General features: G+C 68.1%; 29 protein-coding genes. 16 read left to right on the top strand and 13 right to left on the bottom strand.

Going from position 1 to position 22,286, the window contains the following annotated elements:
* Positions 1-64: 64 nt before the first annotated feature.
* The 8 genes from nudB (at position 65) to ABL844_RS25615 (ending at position 5,307) form a co-directional block, all read left to right on the top strand.
* Entirely contained in the window at positions 65-541 is a 477-nt protein-coding gene (nudB, locus tag ABL844_RS25650; protein WP_418129487.1) for a dihydroneopterin triphosphate diphosphatase, read from the top strand.
* The gene (locus tag ABL844_RS25645) at positions 538-1,305 is read left to right on the top strand and encodes an endonuclease/exonuclease/phosphatase family protein (RefSeq protein WP_418117661.1); all 768 of its coding nucleotides are present in this window, start codon (positions 538-540) and stop codon (positions 1,303-1,305) included. Before nudB ends, ABL844_RS25645 begins: the two co-directional genes overlap by 4 nt.
* A gap of 73 nt (positions 1,306-1,378) precedes the next feature.
* Positions 1,379-2,110 (top strand): GTP cyclohydrolase I, encoded by a 732-nt coding sequence (gene folE / locus ABL844_RS25640; protein WP_126024713.1) that lies wholly within the window; start codon positions 1,379-1,381, stop codon positions 2,108-2,110.
* A gap of 3 nt (positions 2,111-2,113) precedes the next feature.
* Complete coding sequence (locus tag ABL844_RS25635) at positions 2,114-2,536, top strand: BLUF domain-containing protein (protein ID WP_126024714.1); 423 nt, start codon at positions 2,114-2,116, stop codon at positions 2,534-2,536.
* Between the two features lie 102 nt (positions 2,537-2,638).
* Entirely contained in the window at positions 2,639-3,520 is an 882-nt protein-coding gene (locus tag ABL844_RS25630) for a DMT family transporter (protein ID WP_418117660.1), read from the top strand.
* Positions 3,521-3,524: 4 nt separating this feature from the next.
* Positions 3,525-4,349 carry a DUF429 domain-containing protein gene (locus ABL844_RS25625; RefSeq protein ID WP_418129486.1) on the top strand — a complete coding sequence of 275 codons (825 nt, stop codon included), beginning with the start codon at positions 3,525-3,527 and terminating at the stop codon, positions 4,347-4,349.
* Positions 4,350-4,476: 127 nt separating this feature from the next.
* Positions 4,477-4,674, top strand: a complete 198-nt coding sequence (locus ABL844_RS25620; protein ID WP_093198234.1) for a CsbD family protein — start codon at positions 4,477-4,479, stop codon at positions 4,672-4,674.
* A 102-nt stretch (positions 4,675-4,776) separates the two neighbouring features.
* Positions 4,777-5,307, top strand: a complete 531-nt coding sequence (locus ABL844_RS25615; protein WP_418129485.1) for a BON domain-containing protein — start codon at positions 4,777-4,779, stop codon at positions 5,305-5,307.
* Positions 5,308-5,379: 72 nt separating this feature from the next.
* Here the strand turns inward: ABL844_RS25615 and ABL844_RS25610 are convergent, their stop codons facing one another.
* From ABL844_RS25610 to ABL844_RS25585, 6 genes are all read right to left on the bottom strand, one after another.
* The gene (locus tag ABL844_RS25610; RefSeq protein WP_126024717.1) at positions 5,380-5,949 is read right to left on the bottom strand and encodes a ferritin-like domain-containing protein; all 570 of its coding nucleotides are present in this window, start codon (positions 5,947-5,949) and stop codon (positions 5,380-5,382) included.
* Positions 5,946-6,530 (bottom strand): hypothetical protein, encoded by a 585-nt coding sequence (locus ABL844_RS25605; protein ID WP_418129484.1) that lies wholly within the window; start codon positions 6,528-6,530, stop codon positions 5,946-5,948. The genes ABL844_RS25610 and ABL844_RS25605 overlap by 4 nt, the downstream gene beginning before the upstream one ends.
* Complete coding sequence (locus tag ABL844_RS25600) at positions 6,517-6,900, bottom strand: hypothetical protein (RefSeq protein WP_418129483.1); 384 nt, start codon at positions 6,898-6,900, stop codon at positions 6,517-6,519. Before ABL844_RS25600 ends, ABL844_RS25605 begins: the two co-directional genes overlap by 14 nt.
* A 43-nt stretch (positions 6,901-6,943) precedes the next feature.
* Positions 6,944-7,321, bottom strand: coding sequence for a hypothetical protein (locus tag ABL844_RS25595; RefSeq protein WP_126024720.1), 378 nt, complete (start codon positions 7,319-7,321; stop codon positions 6,944-6,946).
* Between the two features lie 54 nt (positions 7,322-7,375).
* Positions 7,376-7,540, bottom strand: a complete 165-nt coding sequence (locus ABL844_RS25590; RefSeq protein WP_093198217.1) for a DUF1328 domain-containing protein — start codon at positions 7,538-7,540, stop codon at positions 7,376-7,378.
* A gap of 208 nt (positions 7,541-7,748) precedes the next feature.
* Positions 7,749-9,068, bottom strand: coding sequence for a CHASE3 domain-containing protein (locus ABL844_RS25585; protein WP_126024801.1), 1,320 nt, complete (start codon positions 9,066-9,068; stop codon positions 7,749-7,751).
* Positions 9,069-9,199: 131 nt separating this feature from the next.
* On the opposite strand from ABL844_RS25585, the gene ABL844_RS25580 reads away from it, so the two are divergent.
* On the top strand, positions 9,200-9,832 hold the full coding sequence (locus ABL844_RS25580) for a response regulator transcription factor (protein ID WP_019656595.1): 633 nt from the start codon (positions 9,200-9,202) through the stop codon (positions 9,830-9,832).
* Positions 9,833-9,894: 62 nt separating this feature from the next.
* Here the strand turns inward: ABL844_RS25580 and ABL844_RS25575 are convergent, their stop codons facing one another.
* Positions 9,895-10,308: a response regulator gene (locus tag ABL844_RS25575; protein ID WP_418129482.1), complete on the bottom strand. Its 414-nt coding sequence runs from the start codon at positions 10,306-10,308 to the stop codon at positions 9,895-9,897.
* 238 nt (positions 10,309-10,546) lie between these two features.
* Here ABL844_RS25575 and ABL844_RS25570 point away from each other — a divergent pair, with 238 nt between their 5' ends.
* Positions 10,547-12,589 carry an AsmA family protein gene (locus ABL844_RS25570; protein WP_418129481.1) on the top strand — a complete coding sequence of 681 codons (2,043 nt, stop codon included), beginning with the start codon at positions 10,547-10,549 and terminating at the stop codon, positions 12,587-12,589.
* Here the strand turns inward: ABL844_RS25570 and ABL844_RS25565 are convergent.
* The 3 genes from ABL844_RS25565 to gpmA form a co-directional block, all read right to left on the bottom strand.
* Positions 12,586-13,359, bottom strand: coding sequence for a HesA/MoeB/ThiF family protein (locus ABL844_RS25565; RefSeq protein WP_418129480.1), 774 nt, complete (start codon positions 13,357-13,359; stop codon positions 12,586-12,588). The two genes, ABL844_RS25570 and ABL844_RS25565, sit on opposite strands and share 4 nt — an antisense overlap.
* Before the next feature lie 115 nt (positions 13,360-13,474).
* A complete protein-coding gene (locus ABL844_RS25560) occupies positions 13,475-14,917 on the bottom strand; it encodes a S41 family peptidase (RefSeq protein WP_126024802.1) in 1,443 nt (480 codons plus the stop codon).
* A 126-nt stretch (positions 14,918-15,043) separates the two neighbouring features.
* A complete protein-coding gene (gpmA, locus tag ABL844_RS25555; RefSeq protein ID WP_126024724.1) occupies positions 15,044-15,787 on the bottom strand; it encodes a 2,3-diphosphoglycerate-dependent phosphoglycerate mutase in 744 nt (247 codons plus the stop codon).
* A 105-nt stretch (positions 15,788-15,892) separates the two neighbouring features.
* On the opposite strand from gpmA, the gene ABL844_RS25550 reads away from it, so the two are divergent.
* The 6 genes from ABL844_RS25550 (at position 15,893) to nadA (ending at position 20,270) form a co-directional block, all read left to right on the top strand.
* Complete coding sequence (locus ABL844_RS25550; protein WP_221297874.1) at positions 15,893-16,276, top strand: rhodanese-like domain-containing protein; 384 nt, start codon at positions 15,893-15,895, stop codon at positions 16,274-16,276.
* Between the two features lie 21 nt (positions 16,277-16,297).
* The gene (gene grxC, locus ABL844_RS25545) at positions 16,298-16,558 is read left to right on the top strand and encodes a glutaredoxin 3 (protein WP_126024726.1); all 261 of its coding nucleotides are present in this window, start codon (positions 16,298-16,300) and stop codon (positions 16,556-16,558) included.
* A 119-nt stretch (positions 16,559-16,677) separates the two neighbouring features.
* Positions 16,678-17,142 carry a protein-export chaperone SecB gene (gene secB / locus ABL844_RS25540; protein WP_093198195.1) on the top strand — a complete coding sequence of 155 codons (465 nt, stop codon included), beginning with the start codon at positions 16,678-16,680 and terminating at the stop codon, positions 17,140-17,142.
* Positions 17,143-17,184: 42 nt separating this feature from the next.
* Positions 17,185-18,237: an NAD(P)H-dependent glycerol-3-phosphate dehydrogenase gene (locus ABL844_RS25535; protein ID WP_418129479.1), complete on the top strand. Its 1,053-nt coding sequence runs from the start codon at positions 17,185-17,187 to the stop codon at positions 18,235-18,237.
* A gap of 25 nt (positions 18,238-18,262) precedes the next feature.
* The gene (gene nadC / locus ABL844_RS25530; protein WP_418129477.1) at positions 18,263-19,141 is read left to right on the top strand and encodes a carboxylating nicotinate-nucleotide diphosphorylase; all 879 of its coding nucleotides are present in this window, start codon (positions 18,263-18,265) and stop codon (positions 19,139-19,141) included.
* A gap of 7 nt (positions 19,142-19,148) precedes the next feature.
* Complete coding sequence (nadA, locus tag ABL844_RS25525) at positions 19,149-20,270, top strand: quinolinate synthase NadA (protein WP_369661016.1); 1,122 nt, start codon at positions 19,149-19,151, stop codon at positions 20,268-20,270.
* A gap of 129 nt (positions 20,271-20,399) precedes the next feature.
* Here nadA and ABL844_RS25520 read toward each other — a convergent pair whose 3' ends face one another.
* The 3 genes from ABL844_RS25520 to panC are packed head-to-tail and all read right to left on the bottom strand — an operon-like array spanning position 20,400 to position 22,273.
* On the bottom strand, positions 20,400-20,762 hold the full coding sequence (locus ABL844_RS25520; protein WP_418129475.1) for a 6-carboxytetrahydropterin synthase: 363 nt from the start codon (positions 20,760-20,762) through the stop codon (positions 20,400-20,402).
* 36 nt (positions 20,763-20,798) lie between these two features.
* A complete protein-coding gene (gene queE, locus ABL844_RS25515; RefSeq protein ID WP_418129473.1) occupies positions 20,799-21,437 on the bottom strand; it encodes a 7-carboxy-7-deazaguanine synthase in 639 nt (212 codons plus the stop codon).
* A complete protein-coding gene (gene panC / locus ABL844_RS25510) occupies positions 21,434-22,273 on the bottom strand; it encodes a pantoate--beta-alanine ligase (protein ID WP_418122371.1) in 840 nt (279 codons plus the stop codon). Before panC ends, queE begins: the two co-directional genes overlap by 4 nt.
* Between the last annotated feature and the right edge of the window lie 13 nt (positions 22,274-22,286).

Raw genomic sequence — 22,286 nt, 5'->3', positions numbered from 1 at the left:
GCAACACCTGAGGCCCGGCAAAGCCGGTTCCTCGGTGTTCCGCGAAGAAAACTGAGCGCCCCCGATGACGACTGGTTCTCGGCCCTGGAAGATCCCGGAGTCGGTGCTGGTCGTGATTTACACGCCGGCGCTCGATGTGCTGCTGATCCGGCGTGCGGATGCCGAGACCGACTTCTGGCAATCGGTCACCGGCAGCAAGGACGTGGCCGACGAGCCCCTGGTGCTCACCGCGGCGCGCGAGGTGGCCGAGGAAACCGGCATCCTGTGCGGCGAAGGCACGCCGCTGGCCTCGCAACTGGTCGACTGGCAGCTGCGCAACGTCTACGAGATCTATCCGCGCTGGCGCGCCCGCTATGCACCGGGCGTCACCCACAACACCGAGCACCTTTTCGGCCTGCGCGTGCCCGAACGCGTCGTGCCCACGCTCGACCCCCGCGAGCACACCGACTGGCGCTGGCTGCCCTACCGGGAGGCGGCTGACGCCTGCTTTTCCCCATCGAATGCCGAAGCCATTCTGTTGCTGCCAGAATTTGCGCGATGAACCAGCCGGCAGCAGCAGCGGTGCAGAACCTCCGCGTCGCGACCTACAACATCCACAAGGGTGTGCAGGGCATCGGCCCCGCGCGGCGGCTCGAGATCCACAACCTCGGCCACGCCATCGAGCAGCTCGACGCCGACATCGTCTGCCTGCAGGAAGTGCGCAAGATGAACCGGCAGGCGGCGGCGCGTTTCGCGCGCTGGCCCGAGCTGCCGCAGGCCGACTTCCTCGCGCCCGAGGGCTACACCGCCGTCTACGAGACCAACGCCGTCACGCGCCATGGCGAGCACGGCAACGCGCTGCTCACGCGCTGGCCGGTGCTGGGCACCAACCACCAGGACATTTCCGACCACCGCTTCGAGCAGCGCGGGCTGCTGCACGTGGTGATCGACGTGGAAGGCCGGCGGGTGCACGCCATCGTGGTGCACCTGGGGCTCATCAAGGGCAGCCGGGTGCGGCAGATCGCGCGGCTGCGCGAGTTCATCGACCGCGAGGTGCCGCCCGGCGAGGCCGTGGTGGTGGCGGGCGACTTCAACGACTGGGGCGCGCGCATGCGCTACGCCATGAACGCCATGGGCCTGCGCGACACCAGCGATCTGCGCGGTCCGCGCACGCTCACTTATCCCTCGCGCCTGCCGGTGGCGCAGCTCGACTTCGTCTACGGGCGCGGGCTGGAGCCGCTGTCCTGCGTGGTGCCGCGCGGTCCGATCTGGGCCCGCATGTCCGACCACCTGCCGCTGGTGGCTGATTTTTCACTCCTTAATTGATAGCATTGCTCCGAGAAGGGACGGGCGTTGCGGCCCCGAATGTCTGGAGCCATTCACTGGTACGATCTTTGCCATGCTGAGGAAAACCGACGTCGAACCGCGCCCCGATCGAAACGACGATGACGAGGGCACGCCCGTCTCCGTGAAGATCCGCGAGCGCATCACCGCGGCGCGCAAGCGCTTCAATGCCAACGACAACATCTCCGAGTTCATCCAGCCCGGCGAGCTGGAGGCCCTGCTCGACGAGGTCGAGGTCAAGATGAAGGACGTGCTCCAGAGCCTGGTGATCGACGTCGAGAACGACCACAACACCGACAACACCGCGCGCCGGGTCGCCAAGATGTACCTCAACGAGGTGTTCAGGGGCCGCTATGTGGCGGCGCCTTCGCTCACCGAGTTTCCGAACGCCGAGCACCTGAACGAACTGATGATCGTCGGCCCGATCACCGTGCGCAGCGCCTGCTCGCACCACTTCTGCCCGATCATCGGCAAGCTCTGGATCGGCGTGATGCCCAACGAGCACACCAACGTGATCGGCCTGTCGAAGTACGCGCGCCTGGCCGAATGGGTCATGGGCCGTCCGCAGATCCAGGAAGAAGCCGTGGTGCAGCTGGCCGACCTGATCCAGGAAAAGACCCAGCCCGACGGCCTGGCCCTCGTCATGGAGGCCGAGCATTTCTGCATGGCCTGGCGCGGCGTGAAGGAAATGGACAGCAAGATGATCAATTCCGTGATGCGCGGCGTGTTCCTGAAAGATCCGAGCCTGCGCCGCGAATTCCTCTCCCTCCTGCCCAGAAAGGACTGAGCCATGCTGGTCCGACTCCTCTACGCCAGCCGCGCCGTCGACACCAGCCCCGAGGCCATCGAGTCGATCCTGGCGCAATCGCGCACCCACAACACCGCGTGCGGCATCACCGGCATCCTCTGCTATGGCGCGGGCACCTTCCTGCAGGCCATCGAAGGCGGCCGCATGGCCATCTCCGAGCTCTACGGCCACATCCAGCGCGATGCGCGCCACAAGGACGTGGTGCTGCTGCACTACGAAGAGATCTCCGAGCGCCGCTTCGGCGGCTGGACGATGGGCCAGGTCAACCTGTCGAAGCTCAACGCATCGACGCTGCTGAAGTATTCCGAGAAGCCCGAGCTCAACCCGTACGCGGTGTCGGGCAAGGTCTCGTTGGCGCTGCTCGAGGAACTGATGGCAACTGCCGCCATCGTCGGCCGCCACTAGAACGTGGTCTCCACGCTCGGCACTTCGTGTCCTCGCTGCCCCCCGGGGGGGCAGCTCGCGCCTTGGGACGGCCCGGCGGCGCTCGGTCTCGCGTAGCTCGAGGTGCCGCTCTCCGCGTTCGCCCTGATCCTGCTCGCCGGGATCATCCACGCCAGCTGGAACATCGCCGCCAAGAAGGCGAACGGCGATGCGCGCTTCAGTTTCCAGACCAGCGTGTTCAACATGGTCATCTGGGCGCCGCTGGGCATCGTGCTCGGCTGGAATGTGGTGCCGAACTGGGGACGGGCCGAGTGGAGCTTCGTCGTGCTCAGCGGCGTGCTGCACGTCTTCTATTTCATCGTGCTGCTGCGTGGCTACCGCAAGTCGGACCTGACGGTGGTCTATCCGCTGGCGCGCGGCTCGGGGCCGCTGCTGTCCTCGCTGGTGGCGGTGCTCTTCCTCGGCGAGAAGATCAGCCTCGTCGGCGTGGCCGGCATCCTTGGCGTGGTGGCCGGCGTGTTCCTCATCGCCGGCGGCCCGCGCCTGTGGCAGAAGGCGCACGACCCGGCGCAGCGCGCGCGGGTGCACAAGGGCATGCGCTACGGCATGCTGACCGGCGCCTTCATCGCGGCCTACACGGTGGCCGACAGCTACGCGGTCAAGTTCCTCGCGATGTCGCCGATCCTGCTCGACTACATGGGCAACCTCGTGCGCATCGTGCTGCTGCTGCCCGCGGCGCTGCAGGACCGCGCGACCACCGTGCGCATGTGGCGCGACCAGTGGAAGTACGCGCTGCTGGTGGCGGCGATCAGCCCCGTCTCGTACGTGCTCGTGCTCTACGCGGTGCAGCAGGCGCCGATCTCGCACGTTGCACCGGCGCGCGAGGTGTCGATGCTCTTCGCGGCGCTCATCGGGGGCCATCTGCTGCGCGAGGGCGACCGGCTGCTGAGGCTGATGGGCGCGATGTTCATCGCCGCCGGCGTGGTGGCGCTCGCCCTGGGCTGAGCCAGTGCTGCTGTTCGGCTGCGACTTCTCCAGCGCGCCGACGGCACGCAAGCCCATCGTCGTCGCGACAGGCGAACAGAGCGGCACCGACAGGGTCGTGCTGCGTGGCCTGCAGCGCTTTTCCACGCTCGACGCCTGGGGCGAATGGCTGTGCACCACGCCGTCCTGGACCGGCGGTTTCGACTTTCCGTTCAGCCTGCCGCGGGAACTCGTCGAGCAGCTGCGATGGCCGCTGCAGTGGGAGCCGCTGATGGCCCACTACGCCGGCCTGAGCCGCGCCGAGATCCGCCAGACCTTCGCCGCCTTCTGCGCGGCGCGCCCGGTGGGCGGCAAGTTCGCGCACCGCAAGGCTGACGGGCCCGCGGGCTCCAGCCCCTCGATGAAGTGGGTCAACCCGCCGGTGGCCTACATGCTCCATGCCGGCGTGCCGCGCCTGCTCGCGGCGGGTGCGCGCATTCCGGGGCTGCATGCCGGCAGGGGAGGCGATCGCATCGCGCTGGAGGCTTATCCGGGCCTGCTGGCGCGCGAGCTGATCGGACGGCGCAGCTACAAGAGCGACGACCTGGCGAAGCAGACACCCGAGCGACGAGCCGCGCGCGCCGACCTGCTGGCGGCGCTCGAAGCCGGCTCGTCCCGCCTCGGGTTGAAGCTGGCCGTCACCGCGCCGCAGCGCGCGGAGTTGCTCGCGGACGCACGCGGCGACGACATCGACGCCGTGCTGTGCCTGCTGCAGGCCGCCTGGGGCCTGCAGCGCGCCGCAAGCCCCGGCCCGGGCCATGGCCTGCCGGAAGACTTCGATCCGCTTGAAGGATGGATCGTCAGCGCCTGAGCCTCGTTGTCCTACACCGCTTCGGGCTTCCGTCGGCGTTCGCCGCCATGCGGCGGCGCCTAGATTGACTGCGGTGGGCCACCCCGGCCCACCTGTTTCAACATCAATCCATCAGGAAGGAAGCGACATGAACAAGGATCAAGTGGCAGGCCGCGTCGAGGAAGCCAAGGGCAAGCTGAAGGAAGTCGCCGGCAAGGTTGTCGGCAACGAGAAGCTCGAAGGCGAGGGCATTGCCGATCAGGCCGCCGGCAAGGTGCAGAAGACCTACGGCGACGTGAAGGAAAAGGCCAAGGACGCGATCAAGTCGGGCGCCGACAAGCTGTGACCGGTCGGGGGCGGGGGCATGCATCCAGCCCGGCAGCCCCGTTCACACACTCTCTTTTTTCTTCCCCATTTCCAATTTCCAAGAAGCGACAGGAGGACTGCCATGAACAACGGATCGAACATTCGACAACGCGTCGCCGGCATGCCGTACGCGCACGTCTGTCTTGCCATGCTGCTGGCCGGCGCCGCGCTGGCCCTGGCCGGCTGCGACAAGGGCGACAACCGCACTGCCGGCGAGAAGCTCGACAGCGCCGTGGCGAAGACCGAGCAGGCGGCCGACACGGCCGCGGCAAAGACGGGCGAGGCCCTGAAGGACGCCAAGGCCAAGGTCGAGTCGTCCAACACCACCGCTGAGGTGAAGGAAGGCGCCGCCAATGCCAAGGAAGCGCTCAAGGAGGCAGGCGCGGCAGTGAGCGCGACGATGGACGATGCTGCCATCACGGCCTCGGTCTCGGCTGGCCTTGCCAGGGACCCGGACCTGAGCGCCATCAAGATCGACGTCGACACCAAGGCCGGCGCCGTGAGCCTGAAGGGGCCGGCACCCTCGGCCGCCGCGAAGGCGCGGGCCGAGGAGATCGCCAAGGGCGTGCAGGGCGTGACCTCGGTGAACAACCAGCTCGAGGTGAAGGGCTGAAGATCCCCTTCGACCCCCGGCAACGAAAAAGCCCGGCGCTGCCGGGCTTTCTCATGGGCGGGGCTTCGTCGCTCAGTGGCCGAGCCAGTCCTTCAGCTCGTCGGCGTGCTCCTCTTCGTCGGCGAGGATGCCTTCGAGCATGCGGCGCGTGGTCGGGTCCTTGTCGCCGATGAGCGAGATCATCTGGCGGTACGACTCCACAGCGATGCGCTCGGCGATCAGGTTGGCGCGCACCATCGACTGCAGGTCGGTCGATTCGTCGTAGGAGGCATGGCTGCGTTCGAGCAGGTGCGTGGGCGCGAAGTCGGGTTCGCCGCCCAGCTGCACGATGCGTTCGGCGATGAGGTCGGCATGGGCCGACTCTTCGTTGGCGTGCACCAGGAACTCGTCGGCGATGGCCGGCGACTCCACGCCGTTGGCGGTGAAGTAGTGGCGCTTGTAGCGCAGGATGCAGACCAGCTCGGTGGCCAGCGCATCGTTCAGGAGCTTCACGACGTCGTCGCGCCAGGGGCCGTAGCTCGGCGTGACGGCACCGTCGTCCAGGCTGTTGCGGGCTGCGTCGAGGCCGCTCTGGTCGAGCGCCAGGTGCTGGTGGCCGGAGGCCTTGGAGGAGGCTGCCGTGGAGGAAACGTCGTTTTTCATGGAGAGTCCTTTCGTGGGGGGCGAGTTGAATTCGGGGTCTTGCTCATCAGGGTGTTGACGAGGTCGGCCACGTCGGATGTCTTCAGTACGGCCGCGAGCACCGCCGTCGCCGACAGCAGTCGCCAGGGCTTGGCCAGCACCAGCAGCGCGCCCGTGGCGGCCGCGGCTGCCATCAGCTTGGCCGGCTCCTTGCGGGCGTAGTGCTCCAGCATCGGCCGCGCCAGCTGGCCGACCGCATGCGCGGGATGCCTGCGCCACCAACGTTCCAGCACGCTGCGCCCCACGGCGAGCCATACGTTCTCGTTTCTTCTTCGGCTGCCTCCGCGTTCCCCTTGCCCTGCGGGATCTCCTTCTTCTCTTTCGTGCGGGTGGCCTTGGCGCCGGCCTGTGGCCTGCGCTTCATAGTGTGCGTATTCCAAGTCGTCCAACCGGGGATCGGAGCCGGCGTGGCCGCGGCCTTGATGGCTGTCGTCGTCCACGCCGCCATTCAGCTGCCGCACCAGCGCGCGGCGCGAAAGGGCCAGGCGCTGCTGAGGCGAGAGTTGCTCGGAATGCGAATGGCGGCGCTCAGTACCGGTCATGGCGTGCTCCGGCTTCGTGCAGGGCCTGCAGGTCGGCATCGAGCTGCGAGCGCAGATCCTCGAAGGCGTAGTGGGGTGCGGGCCGCGCCGCGTACCAGGTGCAGATGGCCGCGATCACCACGGCCACGCCCGGAACGGCCACAAGCACCCAGTGGAAGCTGCCGTGCATCACGCCCAGCAGGGTCGCAACGCCTATCAGCCCGAGCGCCAGGGTGATGGTGGCCACCGCCAGCACGGCTGCGACGATGCGTGTGGCAATGCCGCGTCCCGCCTGGGCGGATTCCTGCCGGATGAGGGCGGCGTAGTTGGCGAGGTGTTCAGCGACGAGTTCCGGATGCCCGAGCACCGTGGAAAAAATCGGATGGAGCATGGTGCCGGGGTCGATCGACGATGAACGCCTGTTGCCGTATCGATCAGTAGTCGTCGCGGCTGCGGCGGCTGGCCAGCACGATGAGCGCCGTGATGGCGGCGCCGGCCGCCGCTGCCAGCAGCACCGAGCGCACGGGCTGGTCGGAGATGTAGCGGCCCGTCACGTCGGCGGCCTGCTCGAGGCGGCGCTGCGCGCGTGCGCTGGTGGTGGACGCGGCGTCCAGGCCGCGCTGAACGGCTTGCTGCACGCGGGCGGCCAGCTGCTCGACGGCCGGCTCGGAATCGCGCTGCAGGTCGCGGACCTTTTCGCCCGCCGCATTCACCGCGTTCTGTGCATAGGCGCGGGTCGTTTCGACCGCGTCACGGGCGGTCTGGCGCGCTTCTTCGGCGATTTGCGAGGGAGTCTTGGTCGTCGTGTTCATTTGAAAGTCCTTTCCGGAAAAGTGAAATGCGCAAGCCTGTTGATCGTAACGACGCTACTTGCGTCGTAGCAAGCCGGCAAGGAAGCTCGCGATCGCGAGGATCACGAAGATCACGAAGAGGATCTTGGCGATGCCCACCGCGCTGGCGGCGATGCCGCCGAACCCGAAGAGGGCGGCGATCAGGGCGATGACCAGAAACACCACGGCGTAATGCAGCATGTGGAACTCCTTCGAGGCTTGGCTCGTTGTCTTGAAAACATCGCACCGGACTCCCCAGAAAAGGAAGGCTCCGGCGCCATGGATGCAACCTTAAGTGGGGGGCTGTCCCCGACCTGTCAGCGGCCGTGGCTGGGGTGCGTAGGAGATGGCCGAGTGGCCTTGCGGCGGCGTGTGCAGAAGTGCCGGCCTCGACCGTCCCGGCCCGGGCTCAGGCCGGCTTGACGATCGGCAGCATGGCGCTCAGCCGCGTGCCCTTGCCCGGCACCGACGCCACCGTGAGCCTGCCGCGCGCGGCTTCCACGCGGTGCCGCATCCCCGCGAGGCCGTGGGTGGAGGGCCGCACGCGAAGCGTGTCGAAGCCCTTGCCGTTGTCCGCCACTTCCACCACCACGTGATTGTCGTAGTTCTTCAGGACGATGGTGGCCTCGGTGGCCTCGGCGTACTTGCCGATGTTGGTGAGGCTCTCCTGCACCATCCGGTAGATGGTGAGCTGGCGCGATTCGTCCATGGTCACCGGCTCCAGCACCATCTCCACCTGCAGGCCCGAGCGCTCGCCGAACTCGCGCCCCAGGATCTCCAGCGAAGCGACCAGCCCGAGGTTGGCCAGCGAGGAGGGCCGCAGGTCCTCGATGATCCGGCGCTTCAGCGCGATGCCGCTGTTGAGCAGCTCGGTCAGATGCTGCAGCCGCTGGATCGCGTCGGGCGCGTCCGCCAGCCGCGACTTCAGCCGCGCCACGTCGAGCTTGGCGGCGGTGAGCAGCGAGCCCAGTTCGTCGTGCAGTTCGCGCGCAAGGAAGCCGCGCTCGGTTTCGCGCACGTCCTGGAGGTGGGTCGCCAGTTCGGCCAGCGAGGCTGTGCGCTCGCGCACCTCGTCTTCCAGGGCGTTGCGCTCGCGCTGCAGGGCCTCCTGCTGGCGCTCGCCGATGGAGCGCAGCGCATGGGTCTGCCGCAGATACAGGAAGAAGGCGATCAGCGCGGCCACCGCCACGATGGAGGTGCCGATGCGCGCCAGCTGCAGCGAGCGCAGCACCTGCGCCTGGCTCTGGTGCAGGGTGCCGTTGCTGATCTTCACTAGCTCGCCGGCGGTGGTGCGGATGGCCTCCATCTCCTCCTTGCCGACGTCGGTGGTGATGACGAACTTCCAGGCGTCCTCCTTGCCGTCCTGGCGCAGGCGCACGCTCATGTCCATCTCGGCGATCTTGCGCAGTACGTGCTTCGACAGTTCGGTCAGCTGGGCGAGCTCGGCCGGCCGGCCGGCGTACAGGCGGCGCAAGGTGGCGAGGTGGCCGTCGACCTGCTTGACCGCGTCGTCGTAGGGCTTTCGGTAGCCGGCCTCGCCGGTCAGCAGGTAGCCTCTCTGGCCGGTCTCGGCGTCCAGCATGTTCTGCAGCAGCTGGTTGAGCGTGCCGCGCACCTGCTGCGCCTCGTCGATGTCGGCGAGGGCGCGGCTGGACTGCCGGTACCCGGCCTCGTTGATGCCGACGAGGGCCAGCGCGGCCAGTGCCGCGAGCAGCAGGCTCACGGCCATTCTTGGTGGGGCTAACCAGTGCATGAAACTTTCAAGGCTGCTTGCGGCGCAAGTTCGTGAATAATTGACAACAATCAGGGACCTGGCATGTTGCGACCCTCGGGTGCGCAACACAACGACGAAAGTAACAAATGATCAAAATCGGAATTGTGGACGACCACGCCATCGTGCGATCGGGCCTCCGGCAGTTCTTCTCCGAGCACGTGGACCTGCGCGTGGCGGGTGAAGCTGCCAGCGGCCGCGAGGCCATCGAACTGGTGCGCACCACGGAGCTGGACGTGCTGGTCATGGACCTTTCGATGCCCGGGCAAAGCGGTATCGACGCACTCGCCATGATCCGCGCCAAGGCGCCGGACGTGGGCATCCTCATCCTGAGCGGATACCCCGAGGAGCACTACGCGATGAACCTGATCCGTCAGGGGGCGAGCGGGTACCTCAACAAGGAATGCGATCCCATCGAGATCGTCAACGCCATCCGCACCATCGCACTGGGCCGGCGCTACATCACGCCCGCCGTGGCCGAACTGCTGGCCCGCCAGCTCGACCGCAAGGACGACGCCGCGCCGCACGAGCAGCTCTCGGAGCGTGAATTCCAGGTGTTCCTCAAGCTCGCCAAGGGCGAGACCGCCGGTGACATCGCCAAGACGCTGTCGCTGTCGGTAAAGACCGTGAGCACCTACCGCACGCGCCTGATGGAGAAGATGAATCTCTCCTCCAACAGCGACCTCACGTACTACGCGCTGAAGAACAAGCTGATCGACTGAGATCGGCTGATGGGCGGCGAAGGGGTCCAAGGGGGCTTCTTCTCGCTTCTTTTTTTCATTGCTCAGCCGGTGGCACCGGGCGAGGAGCGCGAGGCCCGGTCGCGGGCCTGCATGAGGCAGAACTCGACCAGCGCGTCGATCTCGTTCGACTTGTCGAAAACCGCATCGACCCCGAATTCCGCGCAGCGCCGCCGGATGTCGGGCGTCGCGTAGTTGCTGAGCACCACCACCTTCTGCACCGGCTTGCGGGCCTGGCAGGCCTGCAGCACGCCGAGGCCGCTGCCCTGCTTGAGGAAGAGGTCGACGATCATGAGGTCCCAATCGCCGTCGTGGCCGAGCAGCCATGCGCGCGCGCCGCTCTCTGTGTCGGCGAAGCCGACCACGGTGGTACAGGTGAGCTCTTCCAGCGTGCCGATGAGGTTTTCACGGATCGTGAGGTTGTCTTCGACAACATAAGTCTGCAATCTGGAATCCATGCCGAACCACTCTTCCTCTGAGCTTTTGCGGACGCCTTCAGCGTGCACCCGTTGGCAGGAACTGCCTGCCGCTCGACTTTGCTTCGTCCCCTGCGCGCATCATGCAAGCTTCGGCGGCTGGTGGCTGTAGGCGGGTTCCGACGCGGCCTGCGAAGGCGCCTCCAGTAGGCAATCCCTCACGATCTCTGCGGTTCGTGGCCGACCGCGGCGGGGCGATCGACTGAGTTACAAGGAGCCCATGGCAACGACGAACGTACCGAAGAAGGCCGGCGTCCTGCGCGGCCGGCCGCTCTGGCAGAAGCTGCTGGCGGGCCTCGTGCTGCTGGTTGCGTTGCTGGCGATCGGGCTCGCCTTCTTCCCTTGGGACGTGCTGCGCGAACCGGTCAACCGCTACGTCAGCGAGAAGACCGGGCGCAAGTTCGAGATCACCCGGCGGCTCGACGTGGGCCTGGGGTGGCGGCAGGCCACGGTGAGGCTGGACGGCGTGGAGTTCGCCAACCCCTCATGGGCGCGCGATCCCTATCTGGTGAAGGCGGAGCGTGCCGACTTCGACATACGCCTCTGGCCGCTGATCTCGAGCAGCATCGTCATTCCCAGGCTGGCGCTTTCCTCCCCCACGGTGGGACTGCAGATGGAAGCCGACGGCCGCCGCACATGGTCGCTGGGCAAGGAAGGCAAGGACAGCTCCGAAGGCGGCACCGTGCCCACCATCGGCGAGGTGCAGATCGACAGCGGCGCGGTCGACTTCCTGGCCAAGCACCTCGGCGTGGACCTGCATGCCGATCTGAGCTACGACAGCGGCCGCGGCGAGATGCCGCTGGACTACCGCATCAAGGGCCGCTACAAGGGCCAGCCGCTGACCGCCAGCGGGCGCACGGGCAATGTGCTGCAGATCGAGGCCACGAACGCGCCGCCTTTCCCGATCGAGATCCGCGCCGCCGCGGGCCAGACGCAGCTGAGGGCAGCCGGCACGGTCGCGCGCCTGTCGGACCTGGACGGCATCGACGCCAGGTTCGACATCAAGGGCCAGACGCTGGGTGCGCTGTTCCCGCTGCTGGGCATCGCGCTGCCGCAGACCTCGCCCTACACCCTGAGCGGCAAGCTCGACAAGCGCGGCAAGCTGTGGGAGGCCTCGGGCCTGAAGGGGCGCCTGGGCCTGTCCGACATCGCGGGCGACATGCGCTTCGACCAGTCCGGCAAGCTGCCGCACCTGGCGGGCGACCTGCGCTCGAACGTGATGGACATGGACGACCTGGGCCCGCTGATCGGCCTGCCGCCCACGGCGCGCACCGCCGCCACGGTGGAAGGGGTCGCGCCGCCGCCCACAGTCACCCAGGTCAAGCGTCCCGGCGGCAAGGTGCTGCCCACGGCGCCGCTGGACTTCGATCGCCTGCGCGCCATGAACGCCGACGTGAAGTACACGGCCGATCGCATCCGCAACGTGCGCGAGGTGCCGCTGGAGCGCGGCAGCGTGCAGGTGAAGCTGGCCGAAGGCGTGCTCACGCTCGATCCGCTCGACCTGGGCGTGGCCGGCGGCAGGCTCAGCGGCGCGATCCGCATCGACGGCTCGAAGAAGCCCGCGGACATCCGCGCCTCGCTCGACGCCCGGGCCATGCAGCTGGCGCGGCTGTTCCCGAAGCTCGAAACCACCGGGAACAGCGTCGGCAGGCTGGACGGGCGCATCAATCTCTCGGGCTCCGGCAGCACCGTCGCCAACTGGCTCGGCGGCGCGTCGGGCGATGTGGCGGTCATCTCCGGACGCGGGCAGTTCGGCAACCTGCTGCCGGTGTTCGCGACGCTGGTGGGCGGCGACATCATCAAGTTCATCCTGCGCGGCGACCGCAACGTGGAGCTGCGCTGCGCGGCCCTGGCCTTCGACGTCAACAAGGGCCTGATGACCGGGCGCACGCTGGTGGTGGACACCACCAACGCCGTCTTCATCGCCACCGGCCAGGCCAACCTGGCGACCGAGGGGCTGGATTTCGTGATCCGCCCCGAGCCCAAGAGCAAGAACATCCTCTCGATCCGCACGCCGCTGGTGGTGGGCGGCACATTCGGCGATCCCAAGGGCGGCCTGGAGGTCGGCCCGCTGGCCGGACGCGGACTGGCCGCGCTGGCGCTGGGTGCGGTCAATCCGCTGCTGGCACTCGCCGCGACCATCGAGCCGGGCCCGGGCGAGGATTCGAACTGCCAGGGCGTGGTGGCGCAGGCGAACAAGCCCACGGCGGGGGCGGCAGCCAAGGGCGCCGCCCGGGCGAAGGGCGCGAAGCAGCCCAACTAGACCGGAGTGGAGGGGAAGGTCGCGCGTTGCGCGCAGACGCTGCAGTGCGGATCGCGCGCCACCCGCAGCGTGTCGAACGAGGTGCTGCGCCCGTCGAACATCAGCAGCTTGCCCGCCAGGGACGGGCCGATGCCGGCCAGCAGCTTCAGTGCCTCGCTGGCCTGCAGCGTGCCGATGGTGCCGACCACCGGGCCGAACACGCCGAGCACCGCGCAGCGCGTTTCCTCGAAGCTCGCATCGGGCGGGAACAGGCAGGCATAGCAGGGCGAGGCGGCGTCGCGGGTGTCGTAGACGCTCAATTGCCCGTCGAAACGGATCGCCGCGCCCGCCACCAGCGGCTTCGCATGCGCCACGCAGGCACGGTTGACGGCCTGCCGGGTGGCGAAGTTGTCGCAGCAGTCGACCACCACGTCGGCCTCGGCCACGAGGCGCGACAGCAGCGCCTCGTCGGCGCGCAGTGCGTGGGTTTCGATGGCGATGTCGGAGTTGATGTCGCGCATGGCCTGCGCGGCTGATTCGACCTTCGGCAGGCCGACGCGCGCATGGGCGTGGGCCACCTGGCGCTGGAGATTGGTGAGATCGACTTCGTCGTCGTCGACCAGCACGATGTGGCCGACGCCCGCTGCCGCAAGGTAAAGGGCCACCGGCGAGCCCAGCCCGCCGGCGCCTATGACCAGAACCCGTCCGGCACTGACACGGGCCTGCCCGTCGATGCCGAATTCTTCCAGAAGGATGTGGCGCGAATAGCGCAGCAGCTGGTGATCATTCATGCTCGCCCCCAGGCTTGCCCACTTCGTGTGGCCGCCCACACCCTATCGGGGGCAATACCGGCGGCCCGGCAAGGCCGGTTCCGCGGTATTCCTGAAAAGAACCGACTTGCCCGGCTCAGTTCTCTTTCTTCTCTTCCTTGTTGTCGACGATGACCTGCGTCTTGCTCACGAGCACCGGCTGGCCCTTCAGGCGGTTGAGCGCCTGCACGAGCGGGAAGTCCTTGTCGGTGCCGAACTCGGGCACCTTGCGGTCCTGCGGCGGCTTCTTGGCTTCTTCCTCGAGGCGCTTGCGGGCTTCGTCGCGGGCCTTTTCGCGTTCCGGGTCCTTGACTTCGGGGCCCTGGCCGCTGGCCAGGTGCTTCTCGAGGTCGGCCTCGCGCATGCGCAGGGCGGCGAAGGGGCTGCCCTCGGCGCTTTCGTCGACCAGCACGTTCGGCACGATGCCCTTGGCCTGGATCGAGGTGCCGCTGGGCGTGTAGTAGCGCGCGGTGGTGATCTTCAGGCCGGTGTCGGGGCCGAGCGGGCGCACCGTCTGCACCGAGCCCTTGCCGAAGGTCTGGCTGCCCATGATGGTGGCGCGCTTGTGGTCCTGCAGCGCGCCGGCGACGATCTCGCTGGCGGAAGCCGAGCCTTCGTTCACCAGCACCACCAGCGGCACGGTCTTCAGCGCGGCCGGCAGGCTGCGCAGCGGGTCGCTGCCCGAACGGCGCTGGTAGAACTCTGGCGCTGCCTTGTAGACCGACTTGCTCTCGGCCAGCTGGCCGTCGGTGGTGACCACCGTGACGTTCTCGGGCAGGAAGGCCGACGACACCGCCACGGCCGCGTCGAGCAGGCCGCCCGGGTCGTTGCGCAGGTCGAGCACCAGGCCCTTGAGGTTCGGGTCTTCCTTGTAGAGCTCGTCGATCTTCTTGACGAAGTCGTCGACGGTGCGCTCCTGGAACTGCGAGAGGCGGATCCAGCCGTAGCCGGGCTCGATCATCTTGCCGCGGACCGACTGCGTGCGGATCTCTTCACGCGTGATGGTCACGGGGAAGGTGCGGCTCTCGTCCTTGCGGAAGATGGTCAGCAGCACCTTGGTGTTGGCTTCGCCGCGCATGCGCTTGACCGCCTCGTTCAGCGACAGGCCGCGCACGGCGGTGTCGTCGATCTTGGTGATCAGGTCATTGGGCTTGAGGCCCGCGCGGAAGGCGGGGGAGCCCTCGATGGGCGAGACGACCTTGATGAGGCCGTCTTCCTGCGAAATCTCGATGCCCACGCCGACGAAGCGGCCGGTGGTGCCTTCCCTGAATTCCTTGAAGGACTTCTTGTCGAAGTACTGGGAGTGGGGGTCGAGCCCGGCGACCATGCCGGAGATGGCGTCGGAGATCAGCTTCTTCTCGTCGACCGGCTCCACATAGTCGCTCTTGACCATTCCGAAGACGGCGGCGAGCTGCTGCAATTCCTCGAGCGGCAGGGGCGCGAGCGAGCCGCGCGCGACTGTCTGCAGCGAGACGGTGGTCAGGACGCCTGCAACGGCGCCGGCGGCGACCCAGCCGGTGATCTTGAGTTTCTGGCCCATCATGAGTGGTTGTCCTTGTCGGCGGCTGTCAGTCCAATATACACAGCTTGGAAGCAAATTGTTTGCCGGGGTTCCACGGGTGGAGCGCCGGACGGGGGCTTTTCAGGGCGCTCCTGGCGGGCCTTCTCAGCCCTTGCCCTGCGATGCCACCGCGGCGGCGGCCTTCTCGGCGGCCGCGGCATCGCCTAGGTAGTAGTGGCGCAGGGGCTTGAGGTCGTCGTCGAGCTCGTACACCAGCGGGATGCCGTTGGGGATGTTCAGCCCGACGATGTCGTCGTCGGAGATGCCGTCGAGGTACTTCACCAGCGCGCGGATCGAGTTGCCGTGGGCCGCCACCACCAGCCGGCGGCCAGTGCGGATGGCCGGCGCCATCGATTCGTTCCAGAAGGGCAGCACGCGCGCCACCGTGTCCTTCAGGCACTCGGTCAGCGGGATCTGCTCGGGCGAGAGCTTGGCGTAGCGCACGTCGCCGCGCTCGCTGCGCGGGTCGTCGGCTTCCAGCGGCGGGGGCGGGGTGCCGTAGCTGCGGCGCCAGACAAGCACCTGCTCGTCGCCGTATTTCTTGGCGGTTTCGGCCTTGTTCAGGCCCTGCAGGCCGCCGTAGTGGCGCTCGTTGAGGCGCCAGGAATGCACCACGGGCAGCCAGGTGCGGTCGAGTTCGTCGAGCGTGTGCCACAGGGTGCGGGTGGCGCGCTTGAGCACGCTCGTGTAGGCGACGTCGAAGTCGTAGCCTTCGGCCTTGAGCAGCCGGCCGGCCTGCTTGGCCTGTTCGACGCCGGTTTCGGTCAGGTCGACGTCGGTCCATCCGGTGAAGCGGTTTTCGAGATTCCAGGTCGATTCACCGTGACGGATCAATACCAGTTTGTGCATGTGGGAGGCCTTTGGCTGCGCTTGCGAAACCCCGCATTCTAAAATCCCCGGTTTGCCATTCAAGGAACCCCCGTGAAATTGATCGAATTCGTCACCGCGAACTGGATGCTGATCCTGATCGCGCTCAGCTCGGGTGCCATGCTGGCCTGGCCGCTGGTGCGGGGGGCGGGCGGCGGAACGCTCACCGCGCAGGGCGCCGTGCAGCTCATCAACCGCGAGCGCGCCGTGCTGGTCGACGTGCGCGAGCCCGAGGAGTTCGCCACCGGCCACATGATCGGCGCCAGGAACGTTCCCCTGAACCAGCTCGAGGAAAAGCTCGCCGGCACGGTCAAGAACAAGAACGTGCCGCTGCTGCTGGTCTGCGCCACAGGCGCCCGCGCCCAGCGCGCCGTGGCGGTGGCCAAGAAGCTCGGTTACGAGCAGGCCCAAGCGGTGTCCGGCGGGCTGAAGGCGTGGAAAGAGGCTAACCTGCCGGTTGAAAAAGCCTGAAATCCCCCCGAGATGGAGCGTATGCAAGCAGTCAAGATGTACACCACCGCCGTTTGCCCCTATTGCATACGCGCGAAGCAGATCCTGAAGTCCAAGGGCGTCGAGCAGATCGAGGAGATCCGCATCGACACCGACCCCCAGGCCCGCAACACCATGATGGAGATCACCCAGCGCCGCACGGTGCCCCAGATCTTCATCGGCGACACCCACGTGGGCGGCTGCGACGACCTGATGGCGCTCGACAGCCGCGGCGGCCTGGTTCCGCTGCTGCAGGGCGCCTGAAACCGGCCCTGCCCCGGAACCGTCCTGCGACGGGGCCATAATCGCCAGTTCACTCATCTGCAGCCCGCTGCGGGACCCCCTCCCCGGCGGGCATTGTTTTGATCCTCGAAAGTTCAGCCATGGCCGACCAGCAAGCCCAAGATCCCGTCTTCCAGATCCAGCGCGTCTACCTCAAGGACCTGTCGCTCGAGCAGCCCAATTCGCCCGCGATCCTGCTGGAGCAGGAGCAGCCCACCGTCGACATCCAGCTCGGCGTGGACGCACAGCCCGTGGCTGAAGGCATCTTCGAGATCACCGTGGCCGCCACCGTGCAGACCAAGATCGGCGACAAGACCGTGTTCCTGGTCGAAGCCAAGCAGGCCGGCATCTTCGAGATCCGCCATCTGCCCGAAGAGCAGATGGGCGCCATCCTCGGCATCGCCTGCCCGCAGATCGTCTACCCCTACCTGCGCGGCAACGTGGCCGACGTGATCCAGCGCGGCGGCTTCCCGCCCGTGCACCTGGCCGAAATCAACTTCCAGGCCATGTACGAGCAGCAGCAGGCCCAGGCCGCCGGCCAGGCTGCGCCCTCGCTGGCGCAGTAATCACGGCTTGAAGCCGTACAGCCGCAGCAGCCACCGACGCCGATGAAGATCTGCGTTCATGGCGCCGGCGCCTGGGGCACGGCGGTCGCCGTCAATGCGGCGGCCCGCCACGAAGTCACCCTCTGGGCGCGCGACGCCGCCCAGGCCGACGCCATGTCGGCCGCGCGAGAGAACTCCCGCTACCTGCCCGGGCTGGCCCTGCCGGCCTCGCTGGCCGTGCGCGCCGGCGACATCGCCCAGGCGCAGGCTGGCGCCGACCTCGTCATCGTGGCCACCCCCATGGCGGCCTTGCGCGCACAACTCGTCGCGCTGCGCGGTACCAGCGCCGCGGTGGCTTGGCTGTGCAAGGGCGTCGAGCCCGCGCTGGACAGCTCCTCCCCAACATCCTTCGGCCTGCTGGCCCACGAGATTTGGGCCCAGGTTGCTCCTGAATTGAGAGCGGGCGTGCTCAGCGGCCCCAGCTTCGCGCAGGAAGTCGCCGAAGGGCGGCCGACCGCGCTGGTGGCCGCCAGTCCGCACGCCGCCGTGCGCGAGATGCTGGTCGACGCCTTCCACGGCCCCGCGCTGCGCGTCTACGCCAACGAGGACATCGTCGGCGTGGAGGTGGGCGGCGCGGTCAAGAACGTGCTGGCCATCGCCACCGGGCTGTGCGACGGCCTCGCGCTCGGGCTCAACGCCCGCGCGGCGCTCATCACGCGCGGCCTCGCCGAGATGACGCGCTTCGGCCTCGCGCTGGGCGCCCGCGCCGAGACCTTCATGGGCCTTTCGGGCCTGGGCGACCTGGTTCTTACTTCCACCGGCGACCTGTCGCGCAACCGCAAGGTCGGCCTGCTGCTCGCGCAGGGCCGCACGCTGGCGCAGGCCGTCGATTCGCTCGGCCACGTGGCCGAGGGCGTCTATTGCGCCCGTACCGTGGTGCAGCGCGCCCGGGGCCTCGGCGTCGAAATGCCCATCGCCGAAGGCGTGGTTGCGCTGCTCGACGGCCGCGTGAGCCCGCAGGACGCCGTGGCGGCCCTCGTCGGCCGCGAGCCGGTGCCGGAATCGGTGCAGCTCCAGCAGCCGGGCGCCGCCGCTTCCCCCCGTCAATCCTCCTGAGAAAAACGCAGAGACAAAGAGAGCCATGAGCCTTCGCTTTGATTTTTCAGCGTCGGCCGTGGCCGCGCTGGCCCTGTCTGATGCCACCCGTGCATTGCAGGAAGACGTCGCCGACGGCGACCTCACCGCCTCGCTGGTCGACCCCGCCCGCAGCGCCCGCGCCCGCGTGCTTGCGCGCGAAACCGCCGTTGTGTGCGGCGCCCCGTGGGTCGAGGCCACGCTGCGGCAGCTCGATCCGCAGGTGCGCATCCAGTGGCTCTGCGCCGAGGGCGAGCGCTGCGAGGCCGGCCAGACGGTGCTCGAGATCGAAGGCTCGGCCCGCGCGCTGCTGACGGCGGAGCGCACCTCGCTCAACTTCCTGCAGCTGCTGAGCGCCGTCGCCACCAAGACCGCCCTCTACGCCGACACCGTGCGCGGCACCCGCGCGCGCATCGTTGACACTCGCAAGACCGTTCCCGGCCTGCGGCTTGCGCAGAAATACGCCGTGCGCACCGGCGGCGGCCTGAACCACCGCATCGGCCTGTACGACGCGGTGCTCATCAAGGAAAACCACATCGCCGCAGCCGGCGGCGTGGCGGCAGCCCTGCGTGCGGTGGCGCCTGGCGCCGCGAAGGCGGAGTTCGTCGAGGTCGAGGTCGAGACGCTGGCCCAGCTGCGCGAGGCGCTCGATGCCGGGGCGCGCATGGTGCTGCTCGACAACATGGACCTGCCCACGCTGCGAGAGGCCGTGCGCATCAACGACGAGGCCGGCGAAGACCGCAAGGCCGTGCTCGAGATCTCCGGCGGCGTCACGCTGGACGGCCTGCGCGCCCTGGCCGAAACCGGCGTCGACCGCATCTCCGTCGGTGCCCTGACCAAGGACGTCAAGGCGATCGACTACTCGATGCGTTTCCAGGAAGGCTGATCCGCCCATGCCGTCCACGGTCATCGACGTCGACTACGAGCAGCCCGCCGGAACCAGGGCCGGCGCCGTCTGCGACACCCGCCACGCCTGGGCGCGCGTGCCGCCCGAGCCATCGCCCGACGAGCGCATCGCGCTGAAGGAGCGCATCCGTCGCCTGCTGCGCGAGCGCAATGCGGTGATGGTCTCGCACTTCTACGTGCACCCCGACCTGCAGGACCTCGCCGAGGAAACCGGCGGCATCGTGAGCGACTCGCTCGAGATGGCGCGCTTCGGCCGCGACCACGCCGCGCAGACGCTGGTGGTGTCGGGCGTGCGCTTCATGGGCGAGACCTCGAAGATCCTCTCGCCCGAAAAGCGCGTGCTGATGCCCGATCTCGACGCGAACTGCTCGCTCGACCTGGGCTGCCCCGTCGACCAGTTCAGCGCCTTCTGCGACCAGCATCCCGACCGCACGGTGGTCGTCTACGCCAACACCAGCGCGGCCGTGAAGGCGCGCGCCGACTGGCTGGTCACTTCCAGCTGCGCGCTCGACGTGGTGAACGCGCTGCATGCGGCGGGGCAGAAGATCCTGTGGGGGCCCGATCGCCACCTGGGCGACTACATCCGCCGCCAGACCGGCGCCGACATGGTCAGCTGGAACGGCGCCTGCATCGTGCACGACGAGTTCAAGGCGCTGGAGCTCGAGCTGCTCATGAAGGAGCACCCGAAGGCCAAGGTGCTGGTGCACCCCGAGTCGCCTTCCGACGTGATCGCGCTGGCCGATGCGGTCGGTTCCACCTCGGCCATCCTCAACGCGGCGCAGCGCATGGACGCCAGGGAGTTCATCGTCGCCACCGACAGCGGCATGCTGCACAAGCTGCGCACGCTGAATCCCGGCAAGGTCTTCATCGAGGCGCCCACGGCCGGCAACGGCGGCACCTGCAAGAGCTGCGCGCATTGCCCGTGGATGGCGATGAACGGACTGGTGGAGCTGGCGAATGCGCTGGAGACGGGGGCGGGGGAGATTCACGTCGATCCGGCGCTGGGGCTGCGGGCGCGGGTGCCGATCGATCGGATGCTGGCGTTCACGGCCGGGTTGAAGAACGGGCTGGCGCCGGGGAGCCTGGTGGCGGGCATCGGCGCCGCCTGAGGTGTTGTTCCCTCTCCCGTGTGCGGGAGAGGGTTAGGGTGAGGGTCTTGGGCCTTACAACACCGCGTGGCCTTCGACGCCGTCAGCCCTCACCCCAACCCTCTCCCCGAGGGGAGAGGGAGCAAGCCCCTAGAAATCCACGGTGCAGGAATCGCCCATCGCCTCGCGCCACACCCGCACGCGCGCCAGCGAGGGCCGCAGGTCCGGCAGCGCATCCGCGATGAACACGCACAGGTTCTCCAGCGTCGGCGGATGCAGCCCCGGCACGTCGTCCAGCAGGTGGTGGTCGAGCTGCTCGCGCACGTCCTCGAGCCGGCGGCGCAGCAGGCCCAGGTCGATCACCATGCCGGTCACAGGATCGCGCTCGCCCGAGAGCCACACCTCCGCGTGATAGGTATGGCCGTGGATACGGCGGCTGCCTTCGGCCTCGATCTCGCGCTTGAGCGTGTGGGCGGCGTCGAAGAAAAAGCGTTGGCTGATGGTGAATCGCATCGTCAAAAACAAAAACTCGGGGAAAAGGGTTCCGCCTCAGCGGATGCCGGTGATCTTGTGGGTCTGCACGCTCAGGCGCCACACGGGCTGCTTCATGCATTCGGCAATGCACAGCTCGGTGTTCGCGACGCGGTCGGGCCCGTCCATGGGCTGCAGGAAGCGGTGCGTGAATTCGCCGGTGCGTGCCATGGCGTCGAGGTCGATGCCTGGCTGAGGCCACACCAGTTTCAGCTCCTGCCCGCGCCGCTGCACCCATGGCGCGCCGGCCTTGGGGCTGATGCACAGCCAGTCGATGCCCTCGGGCGCCTCGACCGTGCCGTTGCTCTCCACGGCGATGCGGAAGCGCCGCGCGTGCAGCGCGTCGACCAGCGCCTTGTCGACCTGCAGCAGCGGCTCGCCGCCGGTCAGCACCACCAGCCGGTGGTCGGCATCGGTGGCAGGCCATTGCGCGGCGATGGTGTCGGCCAGCAGGTCGGCGGTCTTGAACTTGCCGCCCAGCGTGCCGTCGGTGCCGACGAAATCGGTGTCGCAGAAACGGCAAATGGCCGAGGCGCGGTCTTCCTCGCGGCCTGTCCAGAGGTTGCAGCCCGCGAAGCGGCAGAACACGGCCGGCATGCCGGCCTGTCCGCCTTCGCCCTGCAGCGTGTAGAAGATTTCCTTGACGCTGTAGGTCATGGGGCAGCCGTCTCGATCTCGAGGTTGTCGATCAGCCGCGTGCTGCCCAGCCGCGCGGCGGCCAGCGCCACCAGCGGCTCGCCGGCAGCCGGCGCCTGCAGGTCGGAGCGGCGGCGCAGCACCAGGTAGTCGGGCTGCCAGCCGCGCTGCGCGAGCGCCTGCATGGCGCGGGCCTCGATCGCGCCGAGGTCGCGCTCGCCCGAGCGCACCGCCTCGGCCATCGCCTTCAGCGCCTTCGACAGCTGCACCGCCTCGGCACGTTCGCTCTCGCTGAGGTAGCCGTTGCGCGACGAGAGCGCGAGGCCGTCGTCGGCGCGGAAGGTCTCGCCGCCCACGATCTCGATGGGCAGCGCGAACTGCCGGACCATGTGCCGGATCATCATCAGCTGCTGGTAGTCCTTCTTGCCGAACACGGCCACGCGCGGCTGCACGCACTGGAAGAGCTTCATCACCACCGTGCACACGCCGACGAAGAAGCCCGGGCGGAAGTGGCCTTCGAGGATGTCGGCCAGCGCCGGGTCGGGGTGCACCTTGCAGGTCTGGGGCTCCGGGTAGAGCGCCTTCTCGTCGGGCGCGAACAGCACGTCGCAGCCGGCCGAGCGCAGCTTCTCGCAGTCGCTCTCCCAGGTGCGTGGGTAGGTGTCGAAATCTTCGTGGGGCAGGAACTGCAGGCGGTTCACGAAGATGCTGGCCACCGTCACGTCGCCCAGCGGCTTCGCCTGCTTCACCAGGGCCAGGTGGCCGTCGTGCAGGTTGCCCATGGTCGGGACGAAGGCGGGACGCCTGAAGGCGGCCAGGTGATCGCGCAGTTCGGCGATGGTGTGTGCGATGTACATGAGGGTTTCCTTC

The sequence above is a fragment of the Variovorax sp. 278MFTsu5.1 genome (assembly GCF_048305045.1).
GTDB lineage: Bacteria > Pseudomonadota > Gammaproteobacteria > Burkholderiales > Burkholderiaceae_C > Variovorax > Variovorax guangxiensis.
Note: the sequence above shows the minus strand (reverse complement) of the source record. Positions and strands in the feature narration are given on the sequence as shown.